21 protein-coding genes are annotated in these 25,809 nt (G+C 54.5%); 6 read left to right on the top strand and 15 right to left on the bottom strand.

Annotated elements, in window-relative coordinates:
- The first annotated feature begins 77 nt into the window (after nucleotides 1-77).
- The 3 genes from ACN1CO_RS13565 to ACN1CO_RS13555 all read left to right on the top strand — a co-directional run bounded on the left by ACN1CO_RS13565 (nucleotide 78) and on the right by ACN1CO_RS13555 (nucleotide 4,639).
- Nucleotides 78-2,405, top strand: a complete 2,328-nt coding sequence (locus ACN1CO_RS13565; RefSeq protein WP_419139357.1) for an FdhF/YdeP family oxidoreductase — start codon at nucleotides 78-80, stop codon at nucleotides 2,403-2,405.
- A 240-nt stretch (nucleotides 2,406-2,645) separates the two neighbouring features.
- Complete coding sequence (locus ACN1CO_RS13560; RefSeq protein ID WP_419139356.1) at nucleotides 2,646-3,761, top strand: metallophosphoesterase; 1,116 nt, start codon at nucleotides 2,646-2,648, stop codon at nucleotides 3,759-3,761.
- A gap of 77 nt (nucleotides 3,762-3,838) precedes the next feature.
- A complete protein-coding gene (locus tag ACN1CO_RS13555) occupies nucleotides 3,839-4,639 on the top strand; it encodes an MBL fold metallo-hydrolase (RefSeq protein WP_419139355.1) in 801 nt (266 codons plus the stop codon).
- A gap of 59 nt (nucleotides 4,640-4,698) precedes the next feature.
- On the opposite strand, the gene ACN1CO_RS13550 is transcribed toward ACN1CO_RS13555, so the two are convergent.
- A complete protein-coding gene (locus tag ACN1CO_RS13550; RefSeq protein ID WP_419139354.1) occupies nucleotides 4,699-6,624 on the bottom strand; it encodes a methyl-accepting chemotaxis protein in 1,926 nt (641 codons plus the stop codon).
- Nucleotides 6,625-7,293: 669 nt separating this feature from the next.
- Between ACN1CO_RS13550 and ACN1CO_RS13545 the strand changes: the two genes are divergently transcribed.
- Nucleotides 7,294-8,487, top strand: a complete 1,194-nt coding sequence (locus ACN1CO_RS13545) for an IS4 family transposase (RefSeq protein WP_419139353.1) — start codon at nucleotides 7,294-7,296, stop codon at nucleotides 8,485-8,487.
- Between the two features lie 43 nt (nucleotides 8,488-8,530).
- On the opposite strand, the gene arfB is transcribed toward ACN1CO_RS13545, so the two are convergent.
- Complete coding sequence (gene arfB, locus ACN1CO_RS13540) at nucleotides 8,531-8,941, bottom strand: alternative ribosome rescue aminoacyl-tRNA hydrolase ArfB (RefSeq protein WP_419139352.1); 411 nt, start codon at nucleotides 8,939-8,941, stop codon at nucleotides 8,531-8,533.
- Nucleotides 8,942-9,158: 217 nt separating this feature from the next.
- Here arfB and ACN1CO_RS13535 point away from each other — a divergent pair, with 217 nt between their 5' ends.
- Together ACN1CO_RS13535 and rof are read left to right on the top strand one after the other, a co-directional pair.
- Nucleotides 9,159-9,356 carry a YaeP family protein gene (locus tag ACN1CO_RS13535; protein WP_283546187.1) on the top strand — a complete coding sequence of 66 codons (198 nt, stop codon included), beginning with the start codon at nucleotides 9,159-9,161 and terminating at the stop codon, nucleotides 9,354-9,356.
- A complete protein-coding gene (gene rof, locus ACN1CO_RS13530; protein ID WP_010254167.1) occupies nucleotides 9,346-9,606 on the top strand; it encodes a Rho-binding antiterminator in 261 nt (86 codons plus the stop codon). The genes ACN1CO_RS13535 and rof overlap by 11 nt, the downstream gene beginning before the upstream one ends.
- Nucleotides 9,607-9,646: 40 nt before the next feature.
- Here the strand turns inward: rof and ACN1CO_RS13525 are convergent, their stop codons facing one another.
- From ACN1CO_RS13525 to bamA, 13 genes are all read right to left on the bottom strand, one after another.
- Nucleotides 9,647-9,955 carry a c-type cytochrome gene (locus tag ACN1CO_RS13525; RefSeq protein WP_283546188.1) on the bottom strand — a complete coding sequence of 103 codons (309 nt, stop codon included), beginning with the start codon at nucleotides 9,953-9,955 and terminating at the stop codon, nucleotides 9,647-9,649.
- Nucleotides 9,952-11,274 carry a tRNA lysidine(34) synthetase TilS gene (gene tilS / locus ACN1CO_RS13520; RefSeq protein ID WP_419139351.1) on the bottom strand — a complete coding sequence of 441 codons (1,323 nt, stop codon included), beginning with the start codon at nucleotides 11,272-11,274 and terminating at the stop codon, nucleotides 9,952-9,954. The genes ACN1CO_RS13525 and tilS overlap by 4 nt, the downstream gene beginning before the upstream one ends.
- A 52-nt stretch (nucleotides 11,275-11,326) precedes the next feature.
- Entirely contained in the window at nucleotides 11,327-11,716 is a 390-nt protein-coding gene (locus tag ACN1CO_RS13515) for a VOC family protein (protein ID WP_419139350.1), read from the bottom strand.
- 67 nt (nucleotides 11,717-11,783) lie between these two features.
- Nucleotides 11,784-13,934, bottom strand: a complete 2,151-nt coding sequence (locus ACN1CO_RS13510) for a lysine decarboxylase LdcC (RefSeq protein ID WP_419139349.1) — start codon at nucleotides 13,932-13,934, stop codon at nucleotides 11,784-11,786.
- A gap of 168 nt (nucleotides 13,935-14,102) precedes the next feature.
- Entirely contained in the window at nucleotides 14,103-15,059 is a 957-nt protein-coding gene (gene accA / locus ACN1CO_RS13505) for an acetyl-CoA carboxylase carboxyl transferase subunit alpha (RefSeq protein ID WP_419139348.1), read from the bottom strand.
- A 12-nt stretch (nucleotides 15,060-15,071) separates the two neighbouring features.
- On the bottom strand, nucleotides 15,072-18,554 hold the full coding sequence (dnaE, locus tag ACN1CO_RS13500; protein ID WP_419139347.1) for a DNA polymerase III subunit alpha: 3,483 nt from the start codon (nucleotides 18,552-18,554) through the stop codon (nucleotides 15,072-15,074).
- 31 nt (nucleotides 18,555-18,585) lie between these two features.
- Nucleotides 18,586-19,212, bottom strand: a complete 627-nt coding sequence (rnhB, locus tag ACN1CO_RS13495) for a ribonuclease HII (protein WP_419139346.1) — start codon at nucleotides 19,210-19,212, stop codon at nucleotides 18,586-18,588.
- Entirely contained in the window at nucleotides 19,205-20,353 is a 1,149-nt protein-coding gene (lpxB, locus tag ACN1CO_RS13490; RefSeq protein WP_283546194.1) for a lipid-A-disaccharide synthase, read from the bottom strand. Before lpxB ends, rnhB begins: the two co-directional genes overlap by 8 nt.
- 3 nt (nucleotides 20,354-20,356) lie before the next feature.
- Complete coding sequence (lpxA, locus tag ACN1CO_RS13485) at nucleotides 20,357-21,145, bottom strand: acyl-ACP--UDP-N-acetylglucosamine O-acyltransferase (RefSeq protein WP_419139345.1); 789 nt, start codon at nucleotides 21,143-21,145, stop codon at nucleotides 20,357-20,359.
- Between the two features lie 3 nt (nucleotides 21,146-21,148).
- Nucleotides 21,149-21,604, bottom strand: a complete 456-nt coding sequence (gene fabZ / locus ACN1CO_RS13480; protein WP_003852639.1) for a 3-hydroxyacyl-ACP dehydratase FabZ — start codon at nucleotides 21,602-21,604, stop codon at nucleotides 21,149-21,151.
- A 152-nt stretch (nucleotides 21,605-21,756) separates the two neighbouring features.
- Nucleotides 21,757-22,782, bottom strand: a complete 1,026-nt coding sequence (gene lpxD, locus ACN1CO_RS13475; RefSeq protein WP_090964414.1) for a UDP-3-O-(3-hydroxymyristoyl)glucosamine N-acyltransferase — start codon at nucleotides 22,780-22,782, stop codon at nucleotides 21,757-21,759.
- A 3-nt stretch (nucleotides 22,783-22,785) separates the two neighbouring features.
- Nucleotides 22,786-23,283 carry a molecular chaperone Skp gene (skp, locus tag ACN1CO_RS13470; protein WP_003852644.1) on the bottom strand — a complete coding sequence of 166 codons (498 nt, stop codon included), beginning with the start codon at nucleotides 23,281-23,283 and terminating at the stop codon, nucleotides 22,786-22,788.
- Nucleotides 23,284-23,393: 110 nt separating this feature from the next.
- On the bottom strand, nucleotides 23,394-25,805 hold the full coding sequence (bamA, locus tag ACN1CO_RS13465) for an outer membrane protein assembly factor BamA (protein ID WP_090964410.1): 2,412 nt from the start codon (nucleotides 25,803-25,805) through the stop codon (nucleotides 23,394-23,396).
- Between the last annotated feature and the right edge of the window lie 4 nt (nucleotides 25,806-25,809).

Here is a 25,809-nt window from a genome sequence, read left to right as displayed (position 1 = left end):
AATAGCCAGAATCCACGCTGCGATGACTTTTTCTGTACCAGGCTTAGCGGATAACAACAGAGACAATGTGGAGCATTATGAAAGAGCAAAATCGCACAAATGGCATCGCCCCTTATGGCGGTGCTGCCGGTGGCTGGGGCGCACTCAAGGCGGTTGCAGATGCTATCCGCGGCCAGATGTCTGTGAAGCAGGATGTGATTGCCCTGTTCAAAGTCAATCAGCCACAGGGCTTTGACTGTCCGGGCTGTGCCTGGCCCGACCCGCAACATGCCTCATCCTTTGAGTTCTGCGAAAACGGCGCAAAAGCTGTCTCGTGGGAAGCCACCAGCAAGCGCACCACGCCAGAGTTTTTTGCTGCTCATACCGTGACTGAACTGTGGGAGCGCAGCGCACTGCATCTGGAGGGCGAAGGACGGCTGACCCATCCGATGAAGTACGATGCCGCTACCGACACCTATCAACCTATCGAATGGGAAACAGCGTTCCGGGAGATCGGTGAGCATCTGCGCAGCTATGACGATCCGGACAGCGTGGAGTTTTACACCTCGGGTCGCGCCTCGAATGAAGCGGCATTCCTGTGGCAGCTCTTCGCCCGCGAATATGGCACCAATAACTTCCCCGACTGCTCAAATATGTGTCACGAACCGACCAGCGTCGGGCTGCCGGAGTCGATTGGCGTCGGCAAAGGCACGGTAGAGCTGGAAGATTTTGATCACTGCGATCTGGTGCTCTGCATCGGCCACAATCCGGGGACTAACCATCCGCGCATGCTGGGCACGCTGCGTGAAGTCTCTAAACGCGGTGCGACTATCGTGGCGATCAATCCGTTGCGTGAACGCGGACTCGAGCGCTTTACGTCACCGCAAAGCCCGATTGAAATGCTGTCGATGAGCTCTACGGAGCTGGCTTCCACCTATTACAAAGTGCGGGTGGGCGGCGACGCAGCGATGCTGAAAGGGGTGATGAAAATCCTGCTTATCATGCATGAGGAAGCGTTGAGCAATGGCAAACCGGGCGTCATCGATGAAGCGTTTATCAATGAGCACACCGAAGGTTTTGACGCCCTGAAAGCTGATCTGGAGAGTACCGACTGGGAGCATATCCTGAAAGTCTCCGGCATGGCGCGTGAAGAGATCCAGCATATCGCCCGGCTCTACGCCAGCGCTGAGCGCACCATCATCTGTTACGGCATGGGAATTACCCAGCACCAGTACGGCACCCAGAATGTGCAGCAAATCGCCAACCTGCTGCTGATGCGCGGCAATATCGGTAAGCCTGGCGCAGGTATCTGTCCGTTACGTGGTCACTCCAATGTGCAGGGCGATCGCACGGTGGGCATCACGGAGATTCCGCCGCAATCGCTGCTGGATGGCATCGAGAAGGTGTTTGGTTTCAGGCCGCCGCAGAAACATGGTCACGGCGCCGTTGAGGCGATCAGGGCGATGCGCGACGGCAAAGTTAAGGCGCTACTCTGTCTGGGCGGAAATCTGGCAGAGGCGATCTCCGATCCGCAGGTGACGTTCCCGGCGATGCGCAAGCTGGATCTGGTGGTGCATATGGCGACCAAGCTGAACCGCTCGCACCTGTTACTCGGTAAGCACAACTATCTGCTGCCGGTGCTGGGTCGTACGGAGACCGATGTTCAGGCAACCGGTGCGCAGAGCGTAACCGTTGAAGATTCAATGTCGATGGTGCATGCCTCACGCGGTTCGCTGGACCCGGCGTCGCCACATCTGAAATCTGAACCAGCGCTGGTGGCCTCTCTTGCTAAGGCTACCCTGCCATACAGCGTGGTTGACTGGTCGGGCATGGCAGCCGATTACAGCCGCATCCGCGATGCCATTGAAGCGGTGTTCCCGGCGTTTGAAAACTTTAACGAGCGGATTAAACATCCGGGTGGATTCCGGCTTCATAACGCTGCCTCAGAACGCGTCTGGCTCACGCCATCTGGCCGTGCGGAGTTTAAGGTGATGCAGGGCATCAATGAAGATCCCCGCTCGCTGAAGTGCCATGATCTGGTGCTCACCACTCTGCGCAGTCACGACCAGTACAACACCACGCTGTACGGGCTGAATGACCGCTATCGGGGCGTGACAGGCCGCCGCGATGTGCTGTTCATTAATGCGGAAGAGGCAGAGAAACGAGGGCTGCGGGTGGGTGACCGGGTCGATCTGATGGCACTGGATCCGGATGGCAATCCTACTTCTCGCCAGATGAAAAACCTGACCATCGTGATTATCGATATGGCCTCAGGTTCGGTTGGCGCTTACTACCCGGAGGCCAATGTGATGGTGCCGCTCGACAGCCACGATACCAAAAGTGGCATTCCCGCTTATAAAAGCATTCCCATCTCTATGACGCGCGTCACCGACGAGACGCAGACAACCTCGGGCGTTTTACGCTAGCCCGGCCTGTCAGGAAGTGAATGTTGCCAGCGTGGCCGGTGCTCCGGTCACGCTGTTTTCGTTTTCACGGCCTGCCGCATGCTTTTATTGATCCCTTCTCCCTGCTTTAGCGCCTGAAAGCACCCGACGTGAAGCAACGCCGGCAATAGCATCGTATACACTACAGTCCTGAAAACGGCTCCATCAACGATTGTCTCTTTTTGTCTGCGCAGATGTTCAGCGCCCTACCGGAAAAATGCCATGTTTCACCTGATTTTCAGCTTACCGAGCTGGTACGTTATTGCGCGCGTCATTATTCCGTTGTCCCTGCCACTGGCCGTCAAGATCCTGCTCTCCGCTCTGGTGCTGCTGGCTTCACAATATCTGCTGATAAGCCGCTTTACCTCGGGCGGGATTTTTTCCGCTGAAATGCCCCGCATCATCATCATCCTGTTTAACTGGGCATACAGCACCGTGCTGCTGCTGGCCCTTCTACAGATGCTAATGGATGCGGTTTTGCTGATCGCCCTGCTGTTGCGGCATCCGCTGGAGCTGGTTCCCGGTGTTCGCTATCTGGCGGTGGTGCTGGCAATGGCGCTGGCTGCCTTTGGCGTACAGCAGGCGATACGGGTGCCGCCGGTCAAAGAGGTGACGCTGGTGCTGCCCAACCTTCCGGCTGAATTCGAGGGTTATCAGCTGCTGCAGCTGACCGATCTGCACATTACCCGGCTGTTTAACGCGGCATGGACCGCCGCGATGGTTGAACGTGCAATGTCTCTTAACGCCGATCTGATTGTGGTCACGGGCGATGTGATCGATGGAAGCCTGGAGCATCGGCGAAATGACGTCGCGCCACTGCGCGGGCTGGCAGCCCCTGATGGTGTATGGGCTATCACCGGCAACCACGAATATTTCTTTCATCAGGCGATCTGGACGGCCCATCTGGCCTCGCTGGGCCTGCAGCCTCTGCTCAACAGCCATACCGTTATCCAGCGCGGAGCCGCAAAGCTGGTGATTGCCGGTCTGCCGGACGTTTCAGCATCGGGAAGAAACGCGACCGGCCCGGATCTGGCCCGCGCGCTGGAACAGGCACCTGAAAACGCGCCGGTGATCCTTCTTGATCATCAGCCACGCAACGCCCGCCAGAACGCGGCGCAGGGCGTAGATGTGCAGCTTTCAGGTCATACGCACGGCGGCCTGATTATCGGACTGGACCGGCTGTTTGCTAAACCCAATGGCGGTTTTGTGTCCGGGCTTTATCAGGTCGGTGGGATGCAGCTCTATGTGAATAACGGCACGGCACTCTGGCCAGGCATGGCGGTCAGGCTGGGTCGTCCCTCGGAACTGACCCGGATTACCCTGCGCCGCCAGCCGTAGTCGCGTGACAAAATAGCCTCAGGAAAGTGCGGTTTTCGCAGGTGTGCATAAGCTTGTGTGAAACAAAGGAGATCACCATGACGATGCTATGTACTGCCTGCGGGACCGCTTATCCCTCTGATGTCCCCGATCCGCACTGTAAAATCTGTGAGGATGAACGCCAGTATGTTCCGGCTGCGGGTCAGCGCTGGATCGCGTTTGATGAACTGCGCGCCAGCCACGCCAATAAGTGGACGGCCCATAGCGATGCGCTGTTAAGCCTTAAAACCGTGCCTGAATTTGCCATCAACCAGCGCGCTTTTCTGCTGCGTACGCCGCATGGCAACGTGCTGTGGGACTGCATTGCCAACCTCGATGATGCGACTTATACGCTGATCGCCGCACTGGGCGGGATTGATGCTATCGCGATTTCACATCCGCACTACTACACCACCATGCAGGAGTGGGCTGAGGCGTTTAACGCACCCATTCATCTGCATGCGCACGACAGGCAATGGATTGTGCGGGAGAGTCCGCATATCCAGCTCTGGCAGGGCGAGTCGCTAACGCTGATGCCTGGTGTAACGCTGTTACGGCTGGGTGGTCATTTTCCCGGCGGCAGCGTGCTGCACTGGGATGAGGGTGAAGGAGTTATCCTGGCGGGTGATATTATTCAGGTCACGCCGGGTGCGCATGGCGTGTCGTTTATGTGGAGCTACCCGAATATGCTGCCGCTCTCAGCCGCCACCGTAGGCGACATCATGCATCGGCTCTCCGGTGTGACGTTCGGACAGCTTTATGGCGCGTTTGAGGGTCAGGATATTCATCAGCAGGCGAAAGAGAAGGTGATGCTATCGGGAGAGAAGTATCTGGCCTGTCTGCAGGATCATCAGGCGTAGCGGGCATCTAACGCACAGAAGAGAACAGCCGCCAACAGGTGGCGGCTGTTTTAACACACTTATGCAGTCTGGAATACCGCGACCATAGTACGCAACTGCCCTGCGCGCGCGGCGAGTTCATCAGCTGAGGAAGCTGACTCTTCAACCAGTACGGCGTTCTGTTGCGTGACCTGATCCATCTGGTTTACCGCGATATTAACCTGCGAGATGCCACTGCTCTGCTCTTCGGATGAAGCAGAGATATCGCGCATTAGCTGTGAGGTCTGTTCAATCGCGCTGACGCTCTGCTTCACCTTGTCGCCTGCGTTCTGCGCCATAGAAATCCCTTCCTGCGCATGACCGACTGACTGCTCGATCAGGCTCTTAATCTCTTTCGCTGCACTGGCTGAACGTTGTGCCAGCGCACGCACTTCTGACGCGACAACTGCAAAACCTTTGCCCTGCTCACCGGCACGTGCCGCCTCAACGGCCGCATTCAGTGCCAGGATATTGGTCTGGAAGGCGATGCTGTCAATCACCGAGGTGATCTCTTCAATTTTCCCTGAGCTGCCACGGATTTTGTGCATGGTTTCCATCACCGAATCCATGGCTGCGCCACTGGAGAGTGCCGCCTGCGTGGCGGACTCTGCACGGTCAGAGGCAAAGCGGGTGTTATCCGCGTTCTGCTGAATGATTGCCGCCAGCTGCTCCATACTGGCGGCCGTCTCAGCCAGTGAAGCGGCCTGCTGTTCAGTACGTGACGAGAGGTCACCATTACCACGTGCAATCTCTTCCGAGGAGTTGGCGATGGTGGCCGCGTTACCTTTGATATCCGAAACCAGCTGAGCAAGACGTTGCTGCATCCGCATCAGGGCATTCAGCAGTTCAGCCATTTCATTACTGCCGGAGACGGTCAGCATTGCTGTCAGATCGCCTGCCGCGACGCGACTGGCAACTTCAACCGCTTCTTTCACCGGACGGGTCACAGAACGGGTAATCATTACGGCGACGGCGACGGCCAGCAGCGCGACGGCCAGCAAACCTGCCAGCAGGACATACTGTGACTGGCGCTTCGCATCGATCTGCACGTCCATCATCTCTTGCAGCCGGGTGCTGGTCTGGTCACCCAGCTCCGAGTAGCGATTGATCGCCTGAGTAAACACACGCACATATTCAACCGGCGCCACAGTGGCGTGTCCGCTAACAAATACACTATCCGCCAGCTGCAGCGCGCCCTGTGCCTGCTGATTGGCATCCTGAGCCAGACCGGAGAAAGTGGTTTTCAGGCCCGGCTCAATCGAGAACACTTTGTCCAGATTGCTGCTGAACTGGGCCAGTGCCGTTCTGCCGTTATCAATCTGGAACGCCAGGCGGCTGCGGTCGGCATCAGTGATATTTCCGCTTGCGATCAGCGATGTCCCATTGGCACGAATCTGACCCAGCGTTTCAGTGAGCAGCGGCAGACGGCTATAAATGCTGACAATAAGCTGGTAGGTATTTAAGTCCGCATCCAGCGACAGCTGATAGAAATCGAGCACATCCTGATTCGTGTCCAGCAATACCTGAATCAGATGAGCGTGGCGCGTCAGGCTGGTTGCCAGCGTCAGCTTGCCACCATTGATATCATCCTGCAGTTGACTCCACTCCTGATTCACCCGTTGCAGCGACTTCAGCGGTTGAGCCTGCTGATCATCCTTACGCAGATCGTCAGCAATCGAGCTGGATAAGCTATTTATTTGCGAGACCAGCTCAAGACGGGGTGCGTTATCAGCCTTGTTAAGGGAGATGGCAATCGCGCTCTCTGCACGGTGACGCTGAAGCAGGTTGAGGAGCTTCAGGACCTTTTTCTCTACCGGTATACCGGATAGCTCCACTTGCTTGGTATCAATAAGCTGGTTACCCGTCTGAATAAACAGAAAGGTGGGTAAAATAAACAGCACCAGCGCAAAGGAACCCAGTAGCAGGAACTTCGCTGGCAGATTAATACGGTCGAGTAATTTCTTCATTCTTATTCGCTCTGATGTGTGAGGCGTGCAGGTGACTGATGCACAAAATAGGTTTTGTATTATTATTTTTACTTTTTCTTTTACATAGCCAGAGGTGCCTCATGCAGCGCAATGTCGCTATCAAGAAAGGAGTTTTGTGTGAAAATCAGAAATATTTATAACAACAGAAAGGAGTATAGATTGCGCACCGTTATTTTACAGTGAATAAAATGACGATATTTACTGCAACACCCGCTTAAGTCAAACGAAAAATTAGTGATACTTATCAGCATGATGATAAATCATCGCCTCGCTTAACGCATTAAGTCGTAAGCCGCACTTCAGCATTATTCTTTTGAAAATAAAGAAATTCAAGCTAGCTCGAAAATGGCCGATAACAGATATCCTGACTCTATCGAATTAATTATCATTTCTCTATTCTACTTAAATAAAACCTTCATCTAAACAACCGAGAAAATTATATAACTCTAAAGAGGTATTTTAATTTTAATAATGAAATCGATTTCATAATCATTTATTTCACTGGGAATGGTTGCATTAGTCCGGATTAAAAATAAAAAAAAGCCCCCACAGGGTCTGGGGAATCCCCAGAAATGTGCGGGTGAAAAAAGACAGGCATAGAGTTCTGTGATCTACTGATTGTGCTAACAATTCAATGAGATCACCTCTATGCCTGCTCATCAAGTATGCCAGAAGTTTTTCCGCGATTCTCTGCTGCCGTTCCACCAATACCGTCAAAATGCTTTGCTTGATGCCACTACTGCCCTTATTAACGGGGCATCACTCTCTCTGACCAGCATCGGGCGATTTATGCCTGGTGGCGCTCAGGTCAAAAACAAAATAAAACGGGCGGACCGGTTGCTGGGAAATCAGGCCCTTCAGAAAGATGTGCCGCTGATCTTCAGCAACATTATTTCTATGCTCACCAGCAGGCTGTCTTTATGCGTGATTGCGGTCGACTGGAGCGGCTATCCTACGCAGGATTTCCATATACTCAGGGCCAGTCTCGTCTGTGATGGACGCTCAATACCTCTGCTAAGTCAGGTGGTTGCGTCCGATATGCAACAGAATGCGGTCGTCCAGTCTGATTTTCTCAGTGCGCTCAGTGATGCCATTGGCCCCGATAAAAAAGTCATCATCATTACGGATGCGGGTTTCCGTAATACCTGGTTTCGGCAGGTAAAAATGCTGGGGTGGGATTTTATCGGGCGGGTTCGGGGTGCTGTCCTGCTTAATCTTCACAGTGAGGGTGACCGCTGGCGCAGAGGCGAAACACTGACCGCAGCAAAAGAGCCGGTCAGTTTGGGGGCGGGCTCGCTTGCCCGCGATAAAAAGTCACGTTGTGATGGTTATTTTTATCTTCACAAACAGGCTCCCAAAATGCGTAAAAATAAACGCGCTCGCGGAAGATTATTTAGTGCAAAAACAGAGAAAGAGCAGCGGGAAGCGGGTCGTGAACCCTGGTTGATTTTTACCAGTACAACTGAATTTGAACCCCGTAAAATAATGAAGCTATATAGTCGCCGGATGCAGATAGAGCAGAACTTTCGTGATGAAAAAAGCGAACGGTACGGGTTGGGTCTGCGCACCAGTTACAGCCGATCAGCAGGAAGGCTACTGGTGCTGAGCCTGCTGGCAACGCTGAGCACAATCGTGATGTGGCTGCTGGGTTATCATGCTGAAAATAGAGGGTTACATCTGAGATATCAGGCAAATAGTATAAAGTCGCGGCGTGTTATCTCATACCTGACTTTAGCGAAGAACATCCTGAGACATTCTTCGCTGATTTTAAGGCAGCTGTTGCCAGATGAGGTCCTTAATCATCTCGCCCACTCATACCAAAATATGGTCATGATTTACTGAGCTGCGATTAGTGGGGATCCTTCAGCCGCCTGCGGGGCGTTTTTTATTGCACCTTACCGCGCATCGATTTAGTCGTACTGCGGCGAGATTTCCCGTCCAGACGACGCTCTTTCGAGGCGCGGGTCGGCCGCGTGGCGCGCCGGGCTTTTTCCACAGTGCTCAGCTCCTGGATCAGATTGACCAGACGTTGCAGCGCCGCTTCACGATTCATATCCTGACTACGATACTCCTGCGCCTTAATCACCACGACGCCATCACCAGTAATCAGATGATGACTGGCGGTCAGTAACCGCTCTTTATAAAAGGCGGGCAGTGAAGAGGCAGCAATATCGAAGCGCAGATGAATGGCGGTGCTGGCTTTATTCACATGTTGTCCGCCTGCGCCCTGAGCACGAATTGCGGTCAGCTCGATCTCACTCTCCGGAATCTCAACCGAACGGGATAGCATAATCATTGGCTTGCTCCCCACACCTTAACCACGTTGACCTCCGATAACCTGTTCATCAAATTAACCTTTTGTGCTCTGATTCATTCCGCCTCAGACAGCGGAATCTGTCACTTTAGCAGTGATTCGCGCACGGTTCCTGCTTTACACAGGCTGATTTCCTCTAAATGCCTATGATATAGTCGCCAGTTAACCAGAGTATTTACGCTCTGCCGAGGAGGGCCACGTGCAAAATTATTGTGAGTTAGTTCGCCGGAAGTATGCCGAAATCGGCAGCGGGGATTTAGGTTACATACCGGATGCGATTGGCTGCGCATTGAAGGCACTTAATGATGTTGCCGCAAATACTGAGCTAAACTCTTCTGTCAGGGAACAGGCGGCCTACGCCGCTGCTAACTTATTGGTGAGCGACTATGTTGATTAATGAAGCGTACCAACCTATCAATTGCGATGATTACGATAATCTGGAACTCGCCTGCCAGAACAACTGGATGCTGTCGCTGGAAATGAAAGATGGCGAGCAGCTCAAGGCAAAGGCCAAAGAGATCTTTTCACGCAAGAATGTGGAATATCTGGCTATCGATCTTTCTGGTGAACATCGCGAATTACGTCTGGACCATATCGCCAGCTTTACCCATCCCGAACTGGGTACGGTCGTTGTCAGCGCTGAGTAATCCACGCATCACGGGCGGGACCTTCCCGCCCTGTTAAATCTCAGGGCTGCAACGAACTGTAATACGCCGCCAGATCCGCCATATCGTCGTCACTCAATCCCGCCACAAACGCCTTCATCACCTCAGCCTGACCGCCACTTCGCTCGCCCTTTTTGTAGGCCTGCAGAGCATGTTCCAGATAAGGTGCGTGTTGCCCGGCCAGGTTTGGGTATAGCGGCACCGCCGCTTTACCCGCTGCTCCATGACAGGCCATACAGCTTCCCGCTTTCTGTGCGCCACGCTGCGCATCCCCTGCAGCCCATGCCGGTAACACGGCGGCCACCAGACAGGCGATAAGCCATTGCTTCATGATTGTTGCTCTCCTGCACTGGATGCATCGTCCCAGACAATCTGCCAGCCCTTTTGATCACTGGCCGCGCCAGCATGGGTGACAAACAGTTCAGGAACACAGATCAGCGTCTGATTATAAAAAATTAACGGCAGCCGCTCTCGCTGCCACGGCGGTATCTGTAACTCCTGCCAGAGCTTCTTCATTTCCCTTCCGCCATGACGGCCCACCAGATGGACGTGACCCTGCGCATGAAATCGCACGCTGACCTGCTCATCCGGCAGAGGATAGCGCAGCAAACTCCGGGACTGGCTGGCACGCAGCGTGCCGAGGTTCTGCGGCAACGTCAGCGGCTGGCTGAGATCGAGCCATGCCAGCTCGGTATCGCGCAGTGAACTGAGCAACGGCAGCCAGTAGAGCTGCTGACGATAACGCCGGAGTTCAGCCTGACCGAATCGCAGCTTCGGCTGCGCATCTTCCCGGCTCGCCATCACTTCGTTGTGAATGCGTTTCAGCGCTTCACGGGAGGGCATCGCCCCACCCTGCCCGGCGATCCAGCGGCGCAGTAACGCATTAGCTCGCAGCTCACTCATGGCCATTAAGGGCGGAAAGTGCAGGCTGCCATCTGGCTGGATAAGCTCAGCCAGTTGCCCGGCGAGCAGTTCATCCAGCAACTGCTCCTGCTCACTGCACAGCGCCGCACTTCGCGCTGTCGCCTCGGCAAAATGGGGCCAGCGCTGGTAAAGCGCCGGCAGCAGCCGCTGACGAAGGAAGTTACGGTCGTAGCGAGGGTCCTGATTGCTTTCATCTTCGATCCATTCCAGCTGATGAGCGTCTGCATAAGCTTCCAGCGACTGCCGCGACTGATTCAGCAGCGGACGCAACAGCTGATGAGAACCCAGCGCGCGCGCAGCGGGCATCGCCGCCAGACCGGCCGGACCGCTGCCGCGCTTCAGCGCCAGCATAAAGGTTTCACACTGATCGTCGAGATGCTGCGCGGTGAGTAACACGTCACCCGGCAACAGTGCCGCACTCATCGCCTGATAACGGGCAGTGCGGGCGGCGGCTTCAATGCCGTTTTCCTTGCCATCCACGGTCACGCGCAGTACCTCACACGGCAGTTGCCACTGCTCGCAAACCCTCAGGCAATGAGCCGCCCAGTGATCGGCATTCGGGCTGAGCCCATGGTGAACATGCAGCGCCCGCAGGTGCGATTCGGGATACTGCTGTTGCCAGGCGCGAAGCTGATGCAGCAGCACGGTCGAATCGAGCCCGCCGCTGAATGCGACCACCAGCGCGGCATCGGGTTGCAACAGGGCATCAAAAGCGGGCAGAGACATGGCAGAATCCAGAAAGTCGGGCCACTGAATGTCGCCCGCTGAGCCCGTTATTTTACGCCTGATAAAGCTCAAGCGGCAAACCATCCGGATCCGCAAAGAACGTACACTGTTTACCGGTCAGTTCATCGATGCGAATCGGCTCGCAGATTACGCCTTTACTGGCCAGCGTGGCGACAGCAGCGGCCACATCCGGCACGGTAAAGGCCAGGTGACGCAGGCCACAGGCTTCGGGATGACTGACCCGCGCCGGCGGCTCAGGGAAAGAGAACAGCTCAATGGTATAGCGATCCTGTAAGGCCAGGTCGCCTTTCCAGGAGTCGCGCGCCTCGCGGTAATATTCGCCCATCAGGCGAAAGCCCAGCACGTCACAATAGAACGCTTTGCTGCGCTGATAGTCGGACGCGATGATGGCGATATGGTGAATAGCGGTTAACTGCAACATAGTGAATGTCCTGATTCGGGGGCAGGTTGTCCGCAGACACCCTGCCGCTGTGAGTCGTTTAAAAGTTTTACGCGGGATTGTTTTTCAGCACGCGGACGCGGTACTCGCCCTCTTCCGTCAGGCTGGCACCGTGAATATCAGTTTCGAAGCCCGGATAATGCCGGCCAATGCTGCAGAGCATCAGCAGGAAGTCGAGCACGGCACGGCTCTTCTCAGTAATCATCTCTCCGGGCATCACCAGTGGAACGCCTGGCGGATAAGGAAGAATCATGTTGGCCGACACCCGCCCGACCAGTTCGCTGAGATCCACCGTTTCGATGTTGCCCTTCACCTGCTGCTGAAACGCCTGATGCGGCGTCATCTTCATTTCTGGCAGCACATCAAATGCCTGCAGCATCAGACGCGGTAAATCATGATGGCGGATCAGCTGATGGATCCCCTGCGCCAGCGTCTGAATGCGCATATTGCGATAAAAGTCGGGATCTTCAGCGTACAGATCCGGCAGCATGTTCTTCACCCGCAGATTGAGATCGTAGGCGCGTTTGAACTCAGTCAGACCGCGCAGCACGCTCATCGCTTTGGTTTTGTCGATGCCGATGCTGAACAGGAACAGCAGGTTGTAGGGGCCAGTTTTTTCCACCACGATACCGCGCTCATCCAGGAACTTTGCCACCAGCGCAGCCGGGATCCCCTCGTCTGCCATTTCGCCCAGCTCGCTCATGCCCGGCGTCAGGATAGTAACTTTGATCGGATCGAGGTACATGTGATCGCGATCGGCCTGAGTAAATCCGTGCCACTCTTCTTCACCGGGCTGGATCGCCCAGCACTGCGCTTCGTCGACCTGTTCCGGCTGCCAGATATCAAAGAACCAGCTGTCGGACTCTTCACGCAGGCGCTGGATCTCACGACGGAAGTGCAGCGCACGCTCCACCGAGCGATTGATCAGTCGCTTGCCGGGATTACCACGCAGCATCGCGGCGGCTGTTTCAATCGAAGACACGATGGCGTAATTCGGTGAAGTGGTGGTGTGCATCATGTAGGCTTCGTTAAACGTCTGTTCGTCGTAGTCGCCTTTAATGTGAATCATGGACGCCTGCGAAAACGCCGCCAGCAGTTTGTGGGTCGATTGCGTTTCATACACTACTTTGCCCGGGATACGGTCGCCACTCATGCCGCTTTTACCGGCGTAGATCGGATGGAAATTGGTGTAAGGCACCCAGGCCGAGTCGAAATGAATCGACGGCACATCCAGCGTCTCTTTGATGTACTGGGTGTTGTAGAGCAGCCCATCGTAAGTCGAATTGGTGATCACCGCATGAACCGGCCAGGTGGCGCGATCGGTAGTCGCCACTTTCTGCGTAATACTCTCGCGGGTGAACTCGTGCTTCGGGATACCGCCGAGGATTCCCAGCGCATTGCGGGTCGGCTTCAGCCAGATCGGGATCAGATCGCTCATCATCAGCAGATGCGTCAGAGACTTGTGGCAGTTACGATCAATCAGCACGGTGCTGCCCGCCGGGGCGGCATACATACCGACAATTTTGTTCGACGTTGAAGTGCCGTTGGTCACCATGTAACTCTGCTCAGCGCCAAAGGTGCGAGCGATGTACTCTTCCGCTTCAAGATGCGGACCGGTGTGATCCAGCAGCGAACCCAGTTCGGTAACAGAAATTGAGATGTCTGACTTCAGGGTATTGGCCCCGAAGAAATCATAAAACAGGCAGCCTACCGGGCTCTTCTGAAACGCAGTGCCCGCCATATGGCCCGGCGTGCAGAAGGTGTACTTGCCCTCTTTCACATAGGTGAACAGCGCTTTAGTCAGCGGCGGCGTAATGTGGTCGAGATAGTCGTCGGTATATTGCCGGATATGCAGCGCGATATCGTCGGCGGCATTCAGCGCATACTCAAAGAAGTGCAATGGCATGCGCATCTCATTGATGCTGATGTCCATCTGCGAGTGGGTGTTGATAAAGGCATACAGTGGCAGATATTCGTTGAGCTGATTAATCTCACCACACAGCTCCGGGCTGTTGTGCGTGTCCCAGTCGAAGATGACGCCGCTGATACGCGGATTGTGTTCGATCAGTTTCAGCAGATCGTCACTGTTTTTCGGGTAAAGCAGCTGGAAGCCTTGCAGATTTAACGCCGCGTCGAGTTCGCGTAACGGTTCATCTTTATAAAACACGCCGTGCGCGCCCATAATCGCCAGAATATTCAATGCCCATCTCCGTGATTGTTGTGCAACCGGACAAGCATAACCGCTAACCCAGGGAAGGTGTAGCAAGGGGACGATCAGATGAGGCTGAAAGGCGTCGGACAGGGAGTGGAGATAAACCGGCGGCATAAAAAAAGCGGACCGGAGTCCGCTTTTATTGAGGAAGCTAAATCAGGCGTAGCCGTAGCTCATCAGGCGCTGATAACGACGATCCAGCAGCTCTTCAGTGCTGAGTCCATCGAGATCGGCCAGGTCAGCCAGCAGTTGCTGCTTCAGTGACTGCGCCATATCGACCGGACGGCGATGCGCGCCACCCAGCGGCTCAGGGATCACAGAGTCAATCAGCTTCAGCTCTTTCAGACGGTGAGCGGTAATGCCCATTGCTTCAGCGGCCAGCGGCGCTTTGTCAGCGCTTTTCCACAGAATGGAAGCACAGCCTTCCGGCGAGATCACTGAATAGGTGCTGTATTGCAGCATATTCACTTTATCACCCACGCCAATCGCCAGCGCACCACCTGAGCCGCCCTCACCGATGACCGTACAGATTACCGGTACTTTCAGGCCAGACATTTCACGCAGGTTGCGGGCGATCGCTTCAGACTGCCCACGCTCTTCCGCGCCCACCCCCGGATAGGCACCCGGAGTGTCGATAAAGGTGATGATTGGCATTTTGAAGCGTTCAGCCAGCTCCATCAGGCGCAGCGCTTTGCGATAGCCTTCCGGTGCTGGCATGCCGAAGTTACGGCGAATCTTCTCTTTGGTTTCACGGCCTTTCTGGTGCCCGATGATCATCACCGGACGCCCATCAAGACGCGCAATCCCGCCCACAATCGCTTTGTCATCCGCATATGCACGGTCGCCCGCCAGCTCATCGAAATCGTCGAAGGCGTTGCGAACGTAGTCAAAGGTGTAAGGACGTAACGGATGACGCGCCAGTTGAGCGATCTGCCATGCGCCCAAATCAGCGAAGATTTTACGGGTCAACTCAACGCTTTTCTCACGCAGACGCTGAACTTCTTCATCCAGATTAACGTGTTTATCATCCTGACGACCAATCGAAGTCAGCGAATCGATCTTCGCTTCCAGTTCTGCAATTGGCTGTTCAAAATCCAGGTAATTAAGACTCATAATGTTCCTGTTCTAGTCAAACTCCAGTTCCACCTGCTCCGATCCAATCAACGAGCGCAGATCGTTAAGTAAACGATCGCTGGGCGAAATTCGCCACGCTGCACCAAAGCGCAGCTTCGCTCGCGCGTCGGCTCTCTGATAGTAGAGATGCACCGGAATAGTCCCTGATCGATGAGGTTCCAGGGACTGACGGAGTCGGTTTAATAGCTGGTCATCAATTTGCCTGTCCGTCAGCGAGATAGCAAGTCCGCGCGCGTATTTTTCGCGAGCTTCATCGATGTCCATGACTTCACGAGCGGTCATTTTAAGCCCGCCACTGAAGTCATCAAAGCTGACCTGTCCGCTGACGATCAGGATTCGGTCTTTCTCCAGCAGCTGCTGGTATTTATCTAACGCATCGGTAAATAACATCACCTCAAGACGACCGGAGCGATCGTCCAGAGTACAGATACCAATTCGGTTGCCGCGTTTGGTGACCATTACCCGTGCGGCGATCACCAGACCGGCCGCCACGGTAATTTTACCCCGATCGGTAGGATGCATATCTTTCAGCCGCACCCCGCCAACGTAACGCTCAATTTCTTTCAGATACTGATTAATCGGGTGGCCGGTCAGGTATAACCCCAGCGTTTCCCGTTCGCCATCCAGCTGCACCTGCTCAGGCCATGGCGTGACGCTGGCGTAGGATTTCTCCACCTGCTCCGGCTCTTCCGCCAGCACGCCAAACATATCCGCCTGGCCAATCGCTTCCGCTTTCGCGTGCTGATCGGCGGCTTTTAACGCATCGCTGAGTGAACTCATCAGCGCAGCGCGATGCGGTCCAAGGCGATCGAAAGCCCCGGACATGATCAGTTTTTCCATCACCCGACGGTTGATCTTTTTGGTGTCGGTGCGGGCGCAGAGATCAAACAGTTCCCGGAAATAACCGCCTTCGTTACGTGCGTCAATGATCGCTTCGATCGGGCCTTCACCCACGCCTTTGATCGCGCCGATACCGTAAACGATCTCGCCCGCTTCATTAACATGGAACGGATAGAGACCGGAGTTGATATCGGGCGGCAGGACTTTCAGCCCCATCCGCCAGCACTCATCGACCAGGCCCACTACTTTCTCAGTGTTATCCATATCAGCGGTCATTACCGCCGCCATAAACTCTGCCGGATAGTGCGCTTTCAGCCACAGGGTCTGGTAGGAGACCAGTGCGTAAGCCGCAGAGTGTGACTTGTTAAAGCCATAGCCTGCAAACTTTTCGACCAGATCGAAGATCTTCATCGACAGTTCGCCGTCGATGCCCATGCTTTCGGCCCCATCGCGGAAGACTGAACGCTGCTTGGCCATCTCCTCGGGTTTCTTTTTACCCATGGCGCGACGCAGCATATCTGCACCGCCCAGCGTATAGCCGGAGAGAACCTGAGCGATCTGCATCACCTGTTCCTGATAAAGAATGATGCCGTAGGTCGGCTCCAGCACCGGTTTCAGGCTTTCATGCTGCCACTGGATATCCGGGTAAGAGATCGCTTCACGACCATGCTTACGGTCGATGAAGTTATCTACCATGCCGGACTGCAGTGGACCCGGACGGAACAGCGCCACCAGTGCGATCATATCTTCGAAGCAGTCGGGCTTCAGACGCTTAATCAAATCTTTCATGCCGCGCGATTCAAGCTGGAATACCGCTGTGGTTTCAGAGCGCTGCAGCATATCGAAGCTTTTCTTATCATCCAGCGGGATAGAGGCGATGTCGATCGGCTCCAGCCCCTGCTTTTCCCGGCGCGGGTTGATCATTTTCAGCGCCCAGTCGATGATCGTCAGCGTACGCAGACCCAGGAAGTCGAACTTCACCAGGCCGGCATATTCCACATCATTTTTATCGAACTGGGTGACAGGGAACTGCCCGTGCTCATCGCAATAGAGCGGCGCAAAATCGGTGATCTTTGTGGGCGCGATGACGACGCCACCCGCATGTTTACCGGCGTTTCGCGTGACCCCTTCCAGCTTACGCGCCATGTCGATCAGCGCTTTAACCTCTTCATCGGCGTCATACATCGCAGGAAGCTGTGGTTCAGCGATAAAGGCTTTTTCCAGGGTCATGCCGGGATCGGGCGGGATCAGTTTTGAAATACGATCAACAAAGCCGTAAGGATGCCCCAGCACGCGGCCCACATCGCGGATAACCGCTTTGGCCGCCATGGTACCGAAGGTGATAATCTGGGAAACAGCTTCACGTCCGTACATATCTGCGACGTGTTCGATCACCTGATCGCGTTTCTCCATGCAGAAGTCGACGTCAAAGTCGGGCATCGAGACACGTTCCGGGTTCAGGAAGCGTTCGAACAGCAGGTCAAATTCCAGCGGATCGATATCAGTGATTTTTAGCGCATAGGCCACCAGCGAACCGGCACCGGAACCACGACCCGGCCCAACCGGCACGCCGTTATCTTTGGACCACTGGATGAACTCCATTACGATCAGGAAGTAGCCAGGGAACCCCATCTGGTTAATAACGGTGAGCTCAATCTCCAGACGCTCATCATATTCCGGGCGTTTCTCCAGACGTTCGGCTTCGTCCGGGAAGAGGAATTCAAGACGCTCTTCCAGGCCCTCACGGGATTTCACCACCAGATAATCTTCAGTGGTCATGTCGCCGGTCGGGAACTGCGGCAGGAAGTACTCGCCCAATCGCACCGTGACGTTACAACGCTTAGCAATCTCTACGCTGTTTTCCAGCGCTTCCGGGATGTCCGAGAACAGCTCGCACATCTCCTCTTCGCTGCGCATATATTGCTGAGCACTGTAGTTGCGCGGACGCTTGGGATCATCCAGCGTATAGCCGTCATGAATGGCAACACGAATTTCGTGCGCATCGAAATCTTCTGCATTGATAAAGCAGACTTCATTGGTGGCGACGACCGGTATTCCCTCTGCAATCGCCAGCTCAACTGCGGCATGCAGATAGCTCTCTTCGTCCTGACGACCGGTACGAATCAGCTCCAGATAGTAGCGATCGGGGAAATGCTGCTGATAAAATGACAGGCACTGCGACACCAGGGCATTGTTGCCACGCAGCAGGCTGCGACCCACATCACCACGACGTCCGCCAGACAGCAGGATTAATCCTTCCTGCAATTCAATCAGCCAGTCGCGATCGATGATGGGTCCGTCCACGCCATAACCACGCTGATAGGCGCGGGAGATCAACAGCGTCAGGTTCTGATATCCGGTATCACTGGACGCCAGCACGGTAAGCTGTGTCAGCTCATCCCCCATCAGCTCACTGGCAACGTTGAAATCGGCACCAATAACCGGCTTTATCCCTGCGCTGTGTGCGCCACCGTAAAATTTCACCAGGCCACAAAGGTTAGTGAAGTCGGTAATGGCAATAGCAGGCATACCAAGGGCAGCCGCCTTCTTGATCAACGGCCCGGTCTTCGCCAGGCCATCAACCATCGAATAGTCACTGTGGACACGCAGATGTATAAAACGGGGTTCAGCCATATCAGTTTCCGGTTAAAACAGCGTCAGGCTATTAAAGCGTAAGGGTCTGGCGGGCAGCCAGTACTTCAGCATCGAGCAACGCATTGCGCACGGGCGCAAAACTGCGACGGTGGTGCGGCGTGGCGCCATATTGCGTCAGTTTTTCCATATGCAGCGCCGTCGGATAACCTTTATGCTGTGCAAAGCCATACTGCGGGAACAGCAGATCCAGTTCAGTCATCTCACGATCCCGCGACACTTTAGCGATGATCGATGCTGCGCTGATTTCGGCAACCAGGCTATCCCCTTTAACGACGGCCAGTGAAGGCATAGGCAGTGCCGGGCAACGGTTACCATCAATCAGCACATAGTCGGGCTGAATACTCAGGCCAGCGACCGCGCGCTGCATCGCCAGCATGGTGGCGTGCAGGATGTTAAGCTGATCGATCTCTTCAGGTTCTGCACGTCCCAGATTCCATGCCAGCGCCTTCTCTTTGATTTGGTCGTACAACGCCAGGCGGCGCTTCTCCGACAGTTTCTTTGAGTCAGCCAGGCCGGTAATCGGGTTGGCCGGATCGAGGATCACGGCAGCAGTGACCACCGCGCCAACCAGCGGACCGCGACCGACTTCGTCCACACCGGCAATCAGTCTGGCGGCAGGATAGATAAAATCAGGCATTCACCAGCTCCAGTACCGCATCCGCTGCCTGCTCATCGGCGTTCCAGCGGATCTGTTGATGTAATTCATGAAAGGTCTGCAGCAAGGTTTCACGCTCAGGCCCGGCATGCAGCAGCGGATCTAACGCTGCGGCCAGCGCTTCAGGCTGACACTCATCCTGCAGTAACTCTTTGACCAGCTCTCTCCCTGCCAGCAGATTTGGCAGCGAGACGTAAGGGGTTTTCACCAGCCGTTTCGCCAGCCAGAAAGTTGCTGGCTTCATGCGATAACCGACGACCATAGGGCATTTTGCCAGCATGCACTCCAGTGCGGCAGTGCCTGACGCCAGGAGTGCGGCATCGCTCGCAATCATCGCTTCACGTCCCTGACCATCCAGCAGATGCATCGGCAGTTCAGGAGCGACGTCGGCTTTGATCTTCTCAAACTGTTCGCGGCGACGGGCATTAACCAGCGGCACCACGATTTCCAGCGCCGGATAGTGACGACGCAACAATTGAGCTGTTTTCAGGAAATCAGCGCTGAGCATTTCCACTTCCGCACCACGACTGCCGGGCAGCAGGGCCAGACAGAGTGCATCATCGGCAATGCCGAGATGACGGCGCGCAGCCAGTTTATCGGGTTGCAGCGGCATGGCATCCGCCATGGTGTGGCCGATAAAACGACAGGGAACGTTGTAGCGATCGTAGAAGGCTTTTTCAAACGGCAAGAAGGCCAGCACCAGATCGGTATTACGACCAATTTTAAACACGCGCTTTTGCCGCCATGCCCACACCGAAGGGCTGACATAGTGGATAGTGCGAATGCCCGTGCGTTTGAGATTGCCTTCCAGCGTGATATTGAAATCGGGCGCATCAATGCCGACAAAGACATCGGGCCTGAGTTCGGTAAAGCGCCGGGTGAGATCGCGGCGGATTGTCAGCAGACGTCGCAGGCGACCCAGCACCTCGACGATGCCCATCACTGCCAGCTCTTCCATCTCATACCAGGCTTCACACCCTTCAGCCTGCATCAGTGGTCCTGCCACGCCGACAAAGCGTGCATCAGGATGACGGGCTTTCAGGGCACGAATGAGACCTGCACCAAGAATATCGCCGGAGGTTTCTCCGGCGACCAGGGCAATCGTTAAAGGACGCGCTGACATGGATTAACGAATTAATCCACGGGTTGAACGGGTGAAGAAGTCGTAGAAAGGCTGCACTTCGCTGTGCTGCTGCGCGATGGCTTCGATTTCCGGCTTCACTTCTTCCAGCGTTCTGCCGCTGCGATAGAGCAGCTTGTAGGCGTTGCGAATGGCGTGCAACGACTCTTTGCTGAAGCCACGGCGTTTAAGACCTTCGATATTGATCCCGAACGGCGTCGCGTGGTTGCCCTGCGCAATAACGTAAGGCGGCACATCCTGCGCCACGCCGGAACAGCCACCTACCATCACGTGAGCACCGATGATGCACCACTGATGTACCGCTGTCATGCCGCCAATAATGGCGAAATCATCGACCGTCACGTGACCACCCAGGGTGGCGTTGTTGGCGAAGATACAGCGGTTGCCAATCACGCAATCATGCGCGATGTGGACATTCACCATCAGCAGATTATCGCTGCCCACGGTGGTGACATGGCCACCCTGCGTGGTGCCGCGATGAATCGTCACGCTTTCACGGATGCGGTTGCGATCACCGATCTCAACCCGTGTTGGCTCACCGGCATATTTCAGATCCTGATTCACTTCACCAATGGAGGCGAACTGATAGATCTGATTATCTTTACCGATACGCGTGTGGCCGTTCACCACAACGTGTGACTTCAGTACTGTTCCTTCACCGATCTCAACATTCGCGCCAATAAAGCAAAACGGGCCAATGTGAACGCGGGCGCCAATGATAGCGCCCTCTTCGATAGCAGAACTGGGATGGATAGTGGCGGTTGGATCAATCACGTATTATGCCTCCCGGCTGCGGGCACACATCATGGTCGCTTCACAAACGATTTTACCGTCGACAGTCGCCACGCCTTTAAAGCGGGTCAGACCTCGGCGGGTTTTCTCGAAAGTGACTTCCATGATCATTTGGTCGCCTGGTACTACAGGGCGCTTGAATCGGGCACTGTCGATACCGGCAAAGTAATAGAGTTCGCCTGGCTCCAGTTTACCTACGCTTTTAAACGCCAGAATACCAGTGGCCTGCGCCATCGCTTCCAGGATCAGAACGCCAGGAAAAATCGGTTTACCAGGGAAGTGCCCCTGGAAAAACGGTTCATTAACAGAAACGTTCTTCACTGCACGCAGGTATTTGTGCTCTTCAAATTCGAGCACGCGATCTACCAGCAGAAACGGATAGCGGTGCGGCAGCAGCTCTAAAATCTCTTCAATTTTCAGAGTATGAGTTTCAGTAGTCAAAATACTCTTCCTGTCCTAAAAATCTGATGACATCAATAACACGGCCTGCACAGATCAAAATGATCTTCCGCAGGCCGCAAATAGGTACTGTGGCGCCGGGCTTCCCTGCTTAACATTTTTATTATGAAAGCCGGTCAGTTTTGGGATGGCGGTTAGTCGTCTTTGCCGACCTTGCGCTCGATGGCTTTTAAGCGTTTGCTCATATCATCGATGTTCATCACCAGCGCTGCAGTTTTACGCCAGGTTTTGTTGGGTTGCAGCGGAATGCCTGACGAATAAACGCCTGGCTCTGTGATAGGACGCATGACCATACCCATACCGGTCACCGTTACTTTGTCACAGATTTCCATATGGCCGTTAATGACGCTGGCACCGCCAATCATACAGTAACGTCCAATTTTCAAACTACCCGCCATGATCACACCGCCTGCAACCGCAGTATTGTCGCCAATAACTACGTTGTGAGCGATCTGGCACTGGTTGTCTATGATAACACCATTGCCGATCAGAGTGTTATCAAGCGCACCGCGATCGATAGTGGTGCAGGCACCTATTTCGACGCGATCGCCGATAATTACCGCGCCTAACTGCGGGATTTTCACCCAGTTACCGCGATCGTTGGCATAGCCGAAACCATCAGAACCGATGACGGTACCTGACTGAATCAGACAATCCTGGCCAATTTCGATCTCATGATAAACCGAGACGTTGGCCCAGAGACGGGTTCCGCTGCCGATACGGGTTTTTTTGCCCACAAAACATCCTGCACCAATCACCACGTTGTCGCCCAGCTCAACGTCCGCTTCGATCACTGCATTGGCACCAATGGCGACGTTGCTACCGAGTCGGGCTGAGGGGTCGATCACCGCGCTGGGGGCGATATTCTGTGCTGGCTGTGGGGTGGTATCGAGTATTTGTGCCATACGCGCATAGGTCAGGTAGGGATTTTTCACTACCAGTGCGGCGGTATTGCACCACTCCAGATCCGCTTCCGTCAGCACCACGGCTGAGGCCTTAATCAGGGCGAGTTGCTCGCGGTAACGGCTGTTTGCAAGAAAAGTGATTTGACCAGTTGTGGCGGATTGCATAGAAGCAATGCCGGAGATGACGATATCGCCATCTCCGTGCAATTCTGCATCCAACTGCTGGGCTAAATCAGCCAGTCGAATAGATGACATGAATTATTTAACCTGTTTCAGCACGTCAGCCGTGATGTCTTTTGCGTTTGATGCATAAGCCACCGCGTTAGCGTCGATCACGACGTCATAACCATCGCTGTCAGCGACTTTCTTAACGGCATCCTGAATACGGCTCAGCAGCTTGTTACGCTCTTCCATCTGACGACGGCGATTATCCTGTTCAAAAGCCTGCGCTTTTGAAGAGAAAGCTTCACGCTGAGACATGACATCTTTTTCCATACGGCTGCGTTCGCTAGCCTTCATGGTAGAACCGTCACGCTGCAGACGCTGCATTTTAGTCTGCAGATCGCGCTCCTGGCTCTGCAACTCAGTTGCACGGCCTTTGAACTCGTTTTCCAGCTGTTTAGCAACAGTCGCACGTTGCGGTAACTGTTGGAAAATGCTGGACACGTTTACCACTGCAATTTTGTCGGCAGCCTGAACACCAGCGGAAACCGCTAAAGCAAGACCCAGACCTGCGGCACACAACAACTTTTTCACTATAAACTCCTTACCATCAACGTTTGTGTCAGCGACACAGTGTTTGCCCCGGAACAGCAACAGGTGCTGCCCGGCAGCAATACTTCAGCTATGCATCCTTGCTCAGAACATTACCAGGTTTTACCAATGTTAAACTGGAACTGCTCTGACTTATCTCCATCGACTTTCTTAAACGGCTGGGCGTAAGAGAACACCAGCGGGCCGAGCGGTGACATCCACTGCAGCGCAACACCGCTTGATACACGGATGTTGTTTGGATCGCTGTAGTCAGGAATGCCTGCCGCACGCGTTTCCGCCGTATTTTCCCAATGGGTATCCCACGCAGTACCGGCATCGACAAACACCGAGGTACGAACCGAGTTAGCATACTTCTCGCTCAGGAACGGCGTTGGCGTGATCAGCTCAAGGCTGGCAATCGCCATGGCGTTACCGCCCACCGCATCGTCAGACTTACAGACGCCATTTGGATCAGCGATTCGGCAGTTCGACGAGTTGTTATTCAGGTAGGCTGCTTTCGGTCCAATGGTGTTGGACTGGAAGCCACGAACCGTGCTTGAACCACCGGCGTAGAAGTTCTCGTAGAACGGCATCTCTTTGCCGCCGAGTCCATCGCCATAACCGACACGACCACGACCCAACAGCACCCAGGTACGATCCTGGTTAATCGGCACATACTGCTGAGAATCCAGCGTGGCCTTATAGAAGCTATTATCCGAACCTGGAATTGTCACCTTACCGTTCAGGTTGGTGCGGTTACCAGATGTCGGGAAGAAGCCGCGGTCCAGGGTGTTATAAGTCCAGCCGTAGTTAAAGGTGAAGTCATCTGCTGAGAATTCGCCTTTATCATTGATCTGCTGTGGCTTACCAACCGAGTCAAGATAACGCCACATCGCAACCTGCGGCTGCATGTTTGACAGGTCATTGTGGACATAGCCCAGACCCACACGCAGGGTGTTGTTTTCGTTAACCGGGAAGCCAAGCGTGCCATCCAGACCATAACTTTTGTTGGTATAGTCAGAAAGGTCCGCATTATCCGCTTTAAAGTCGTTGTAGAACAGACGACCACCCAGACTCACACCGTCAACGGTGAAGTAAGGGTCAGTAAGCGAGAATTCAGCATAGGTCTGGTAATCGTTCTTGGTCCCGCTGATGCCCACGGTATTACCGGTGCCCAGCCAGTTATCCTGCGTCACCCCGACCTGGAAGCTCACGCCACTTTCGGTGCCGTAGCCGACGCCGAAGTTGAAGGTACCGGTGTTGCGCTCTTTAACCTTGTAGACCACGTCAACCTGGTCAGGTGAACCTGGGACACGCTGAGTATCCACATCGACGGTTTCGAAGTAACCGGTGCGGTTCAGACGCTCTTTACCCTGTTCAACCAGATCGCTGCCGAGCCACGCGCCTTCCATCTGACGCATTTCGCGACGTAACACCGAGTCTTTAGACGTGTCATTACCTTCAAAACGGACGTTACGCACGTAGTAGCGGTTACCCGCATCCACGTTGATATGCAGTTTTACGGTTTTGTCGGCGTCGTTGATTTCTGGCTGCGTTGCGACACGCGGATAGGCATAGCCATAACGGCCCAGCAGTTTCTTGATGTCATCTTCCATTTTCGTGACTTTGGCGCCGTTATAAAGCTCGCCTGCCGGAATTTTGGTCAGATGTTCAATTTCTGCTGAATGGCCCGCCATGCTGCCATTGACGATCACGCCAGCGATTTTGTACTGGTCGCCTTCGGTGATGTTCACCGTAATGTAGATGCCTTTTTTATCAGGCGTCAGGCTGACCTGCGTCGAATCGATGTTAAAACGTGCGTAGCCGCGATCCAGATAGAAGCTGCGCAGAGTCTCAAGGTCACCCGCCAGTTTCTGTTTCTGATATTTACGATCGCCGACGACGTTCCACCATGGCACTTCATCGCGCAGCTGGAAACGGGAAATCAGTTCATCGGAGCTGAAGGCTTTATTACCGACGATGTTTATCTGCTGAATTTTGGCAGAGACACCTTCAGTAAAGACCAGCTTCAGATCAACACGATTACGTGGCAGTGGCGTGACCACGGCTTTAACGTTAGCGGTATATTTACCTACGCTGTAGTAGAAATCCTCAAGTCCCTTCTCGATAGAAGAGATGGTGGTACGGTCCAGCGCTTCGCCGACCCGTACACCTGAGGCTTCCAGATTTTGTTTGAGCTGATCCTCTTTCACCGCTTTGTTACCGGTGAAGGTAATGCTGGCAATGGTAGGACGTTCTTTGACCTGGACAATCAGCGTTGTACCGTCTCGCAGGACCTGAACATCCTCAAAGTTGCCAGTAGCGAACAGCGAGCGAATGGTATTTCTGACATCATCGTCATTCACCGTATCGCCAACCCGTACTGGCATGCTCAGCAGAGCCGCGCCGACGGCGACTCGCTGCAGCCCTTCGAAATGAATATCCTTCACCACGAAATCGTCTGCACCGTAAACGGTGGCGCTGCTAAACAGCAGCGACGCTATGAGCAACTTTTTCATCGCCATCGTT

Source organism: Pantoea sp. R13S299 (genome assembly GCF_048515925.1).
In the GTDB taxonomy this organism is placed as follows: domain Bacteria; phylum Pseudomonadota; class Gammaproteobacteria; order Enterobacterales; family Enterobacteriaceae; genus Pantoea.
Note: the sequence above shows the minus strand (reverse complement) of the source record. Positions and strands in the feature narration are given on the sequence as shown.

Excerpts from the sequence above, each read along its gene's own strand:
- rof (WP_010254167.1), top strand. The coding sequence starts at position 9,346 with ATGTTGATTAATGAAGCGTACCAACCTATCAATTGCGATGATTACGAT.
- lpxB (WP_283546194.1), bottom strand. The coding sequence starts at position 20,353 with ATGTCAGCGCGTCCTTTAACGATTGCCCTGGTCGCCGGAGAAACCTCC.
- ACN1CO_RS13565 (WP_419139357.1), top strand. The coding sequence starts at position 78 with ATGAAAGAGCAAAATCGCACAAATGGCATCGCCCCTTATGGCGGTGCT.
- arfB (WP_419139352.1), bottom strand. The coding sequence starts at position 8,941 with ATGATTATGCTATCCCGTTCGGTTGAGATTCCGGAGAGTGAGATCGAG.
- ACN1CO_RS13550 (WP_419139354.1), bottom strand. The coding sequence starts at position 6,624 with ATGAAGAAATTACTCGACCGTATTAATCTGCCAGCGAAGTTCCTGCTA.
- ACN1CO_RS13555 (WP_419139355.1), top strand. The coding sequence starts at position 3,839 with ATGACGATGCTATGTACTGCCTGCGGGACCGCTTATCCCTCTGATGTC.
- ACN1CO_RS13560 (WP_419139356.1), top strand. The coding sequence starts at position 2,646 with ATGTTTCACCTGATTTTCAGCTTACCGAGCTGGTACGTTATTGCGCGC.
- lpxD (WP_090964414.1), bottom strand. The coding sequence starts at position 22,782 with ATGTCATCTATTCGACTGGCTGATTTAGCCCAGCAGTTGGATGCAGAA.
- dnaE (WP_419139347.1), bottom strand. The coding sequence starts at position 18,554 with ATGGCTGAACCCCGTTTTATACATCTGCGTGTCCACAGTGACTATTCG.
- tilS (WP_419139351.1), bottom strand. The coding sequence starts at position 11,274 with ATGTCTCTGCCCGCTTTTGATGCCCTGTTGCAACCCGATGCCGCGCTG.
- ACN1CO_RS13525 (WP_283546188.1), bottom strand. The coding sequence starts at position 9,955 with ATGAAGCAATGGCTTATCGCCTGTCTGGTGGCCGCCGTGTTACCGGCA.
- accA (WP_419139348.1), bottom strand. The coding sequence starts at position 15,059 with ATGAGTCTTAATTACCTGGATTTTGAACAGCCAATTGCAGAACTGGAA.
- bamA (WP_090964410.1), bottom strand. The coding sequence starts at position 25,805 with ATGGCGATGAAAAAGTTGCTCATAGCGTCGCTGCTGTTTAGCAGCGCC.
- rnhB (WP_419139346.1), bottom strand. The coding sequence starts at position 19,212 with ATGCCTGATTTTATCTATCCTGCCGCCAGACTGATTGCCGGTGTGGAC.
- ACN1CO_RS13545 (WP_419139353.1), top strand. The coding sequence starts at position 7,294 with ATGCCTGCTCATCAAGTATGCCAGAAGTTTTTCCGCGATTCTCTGCTG.
- ACN1CO_RS13515 (WP_419139350.1), bottom strand. The coding sequence starts at position 11,716 with ATGTTGCAGTTAACCGCTATTCACCATATCGCCATCATCGCGTCCGAC.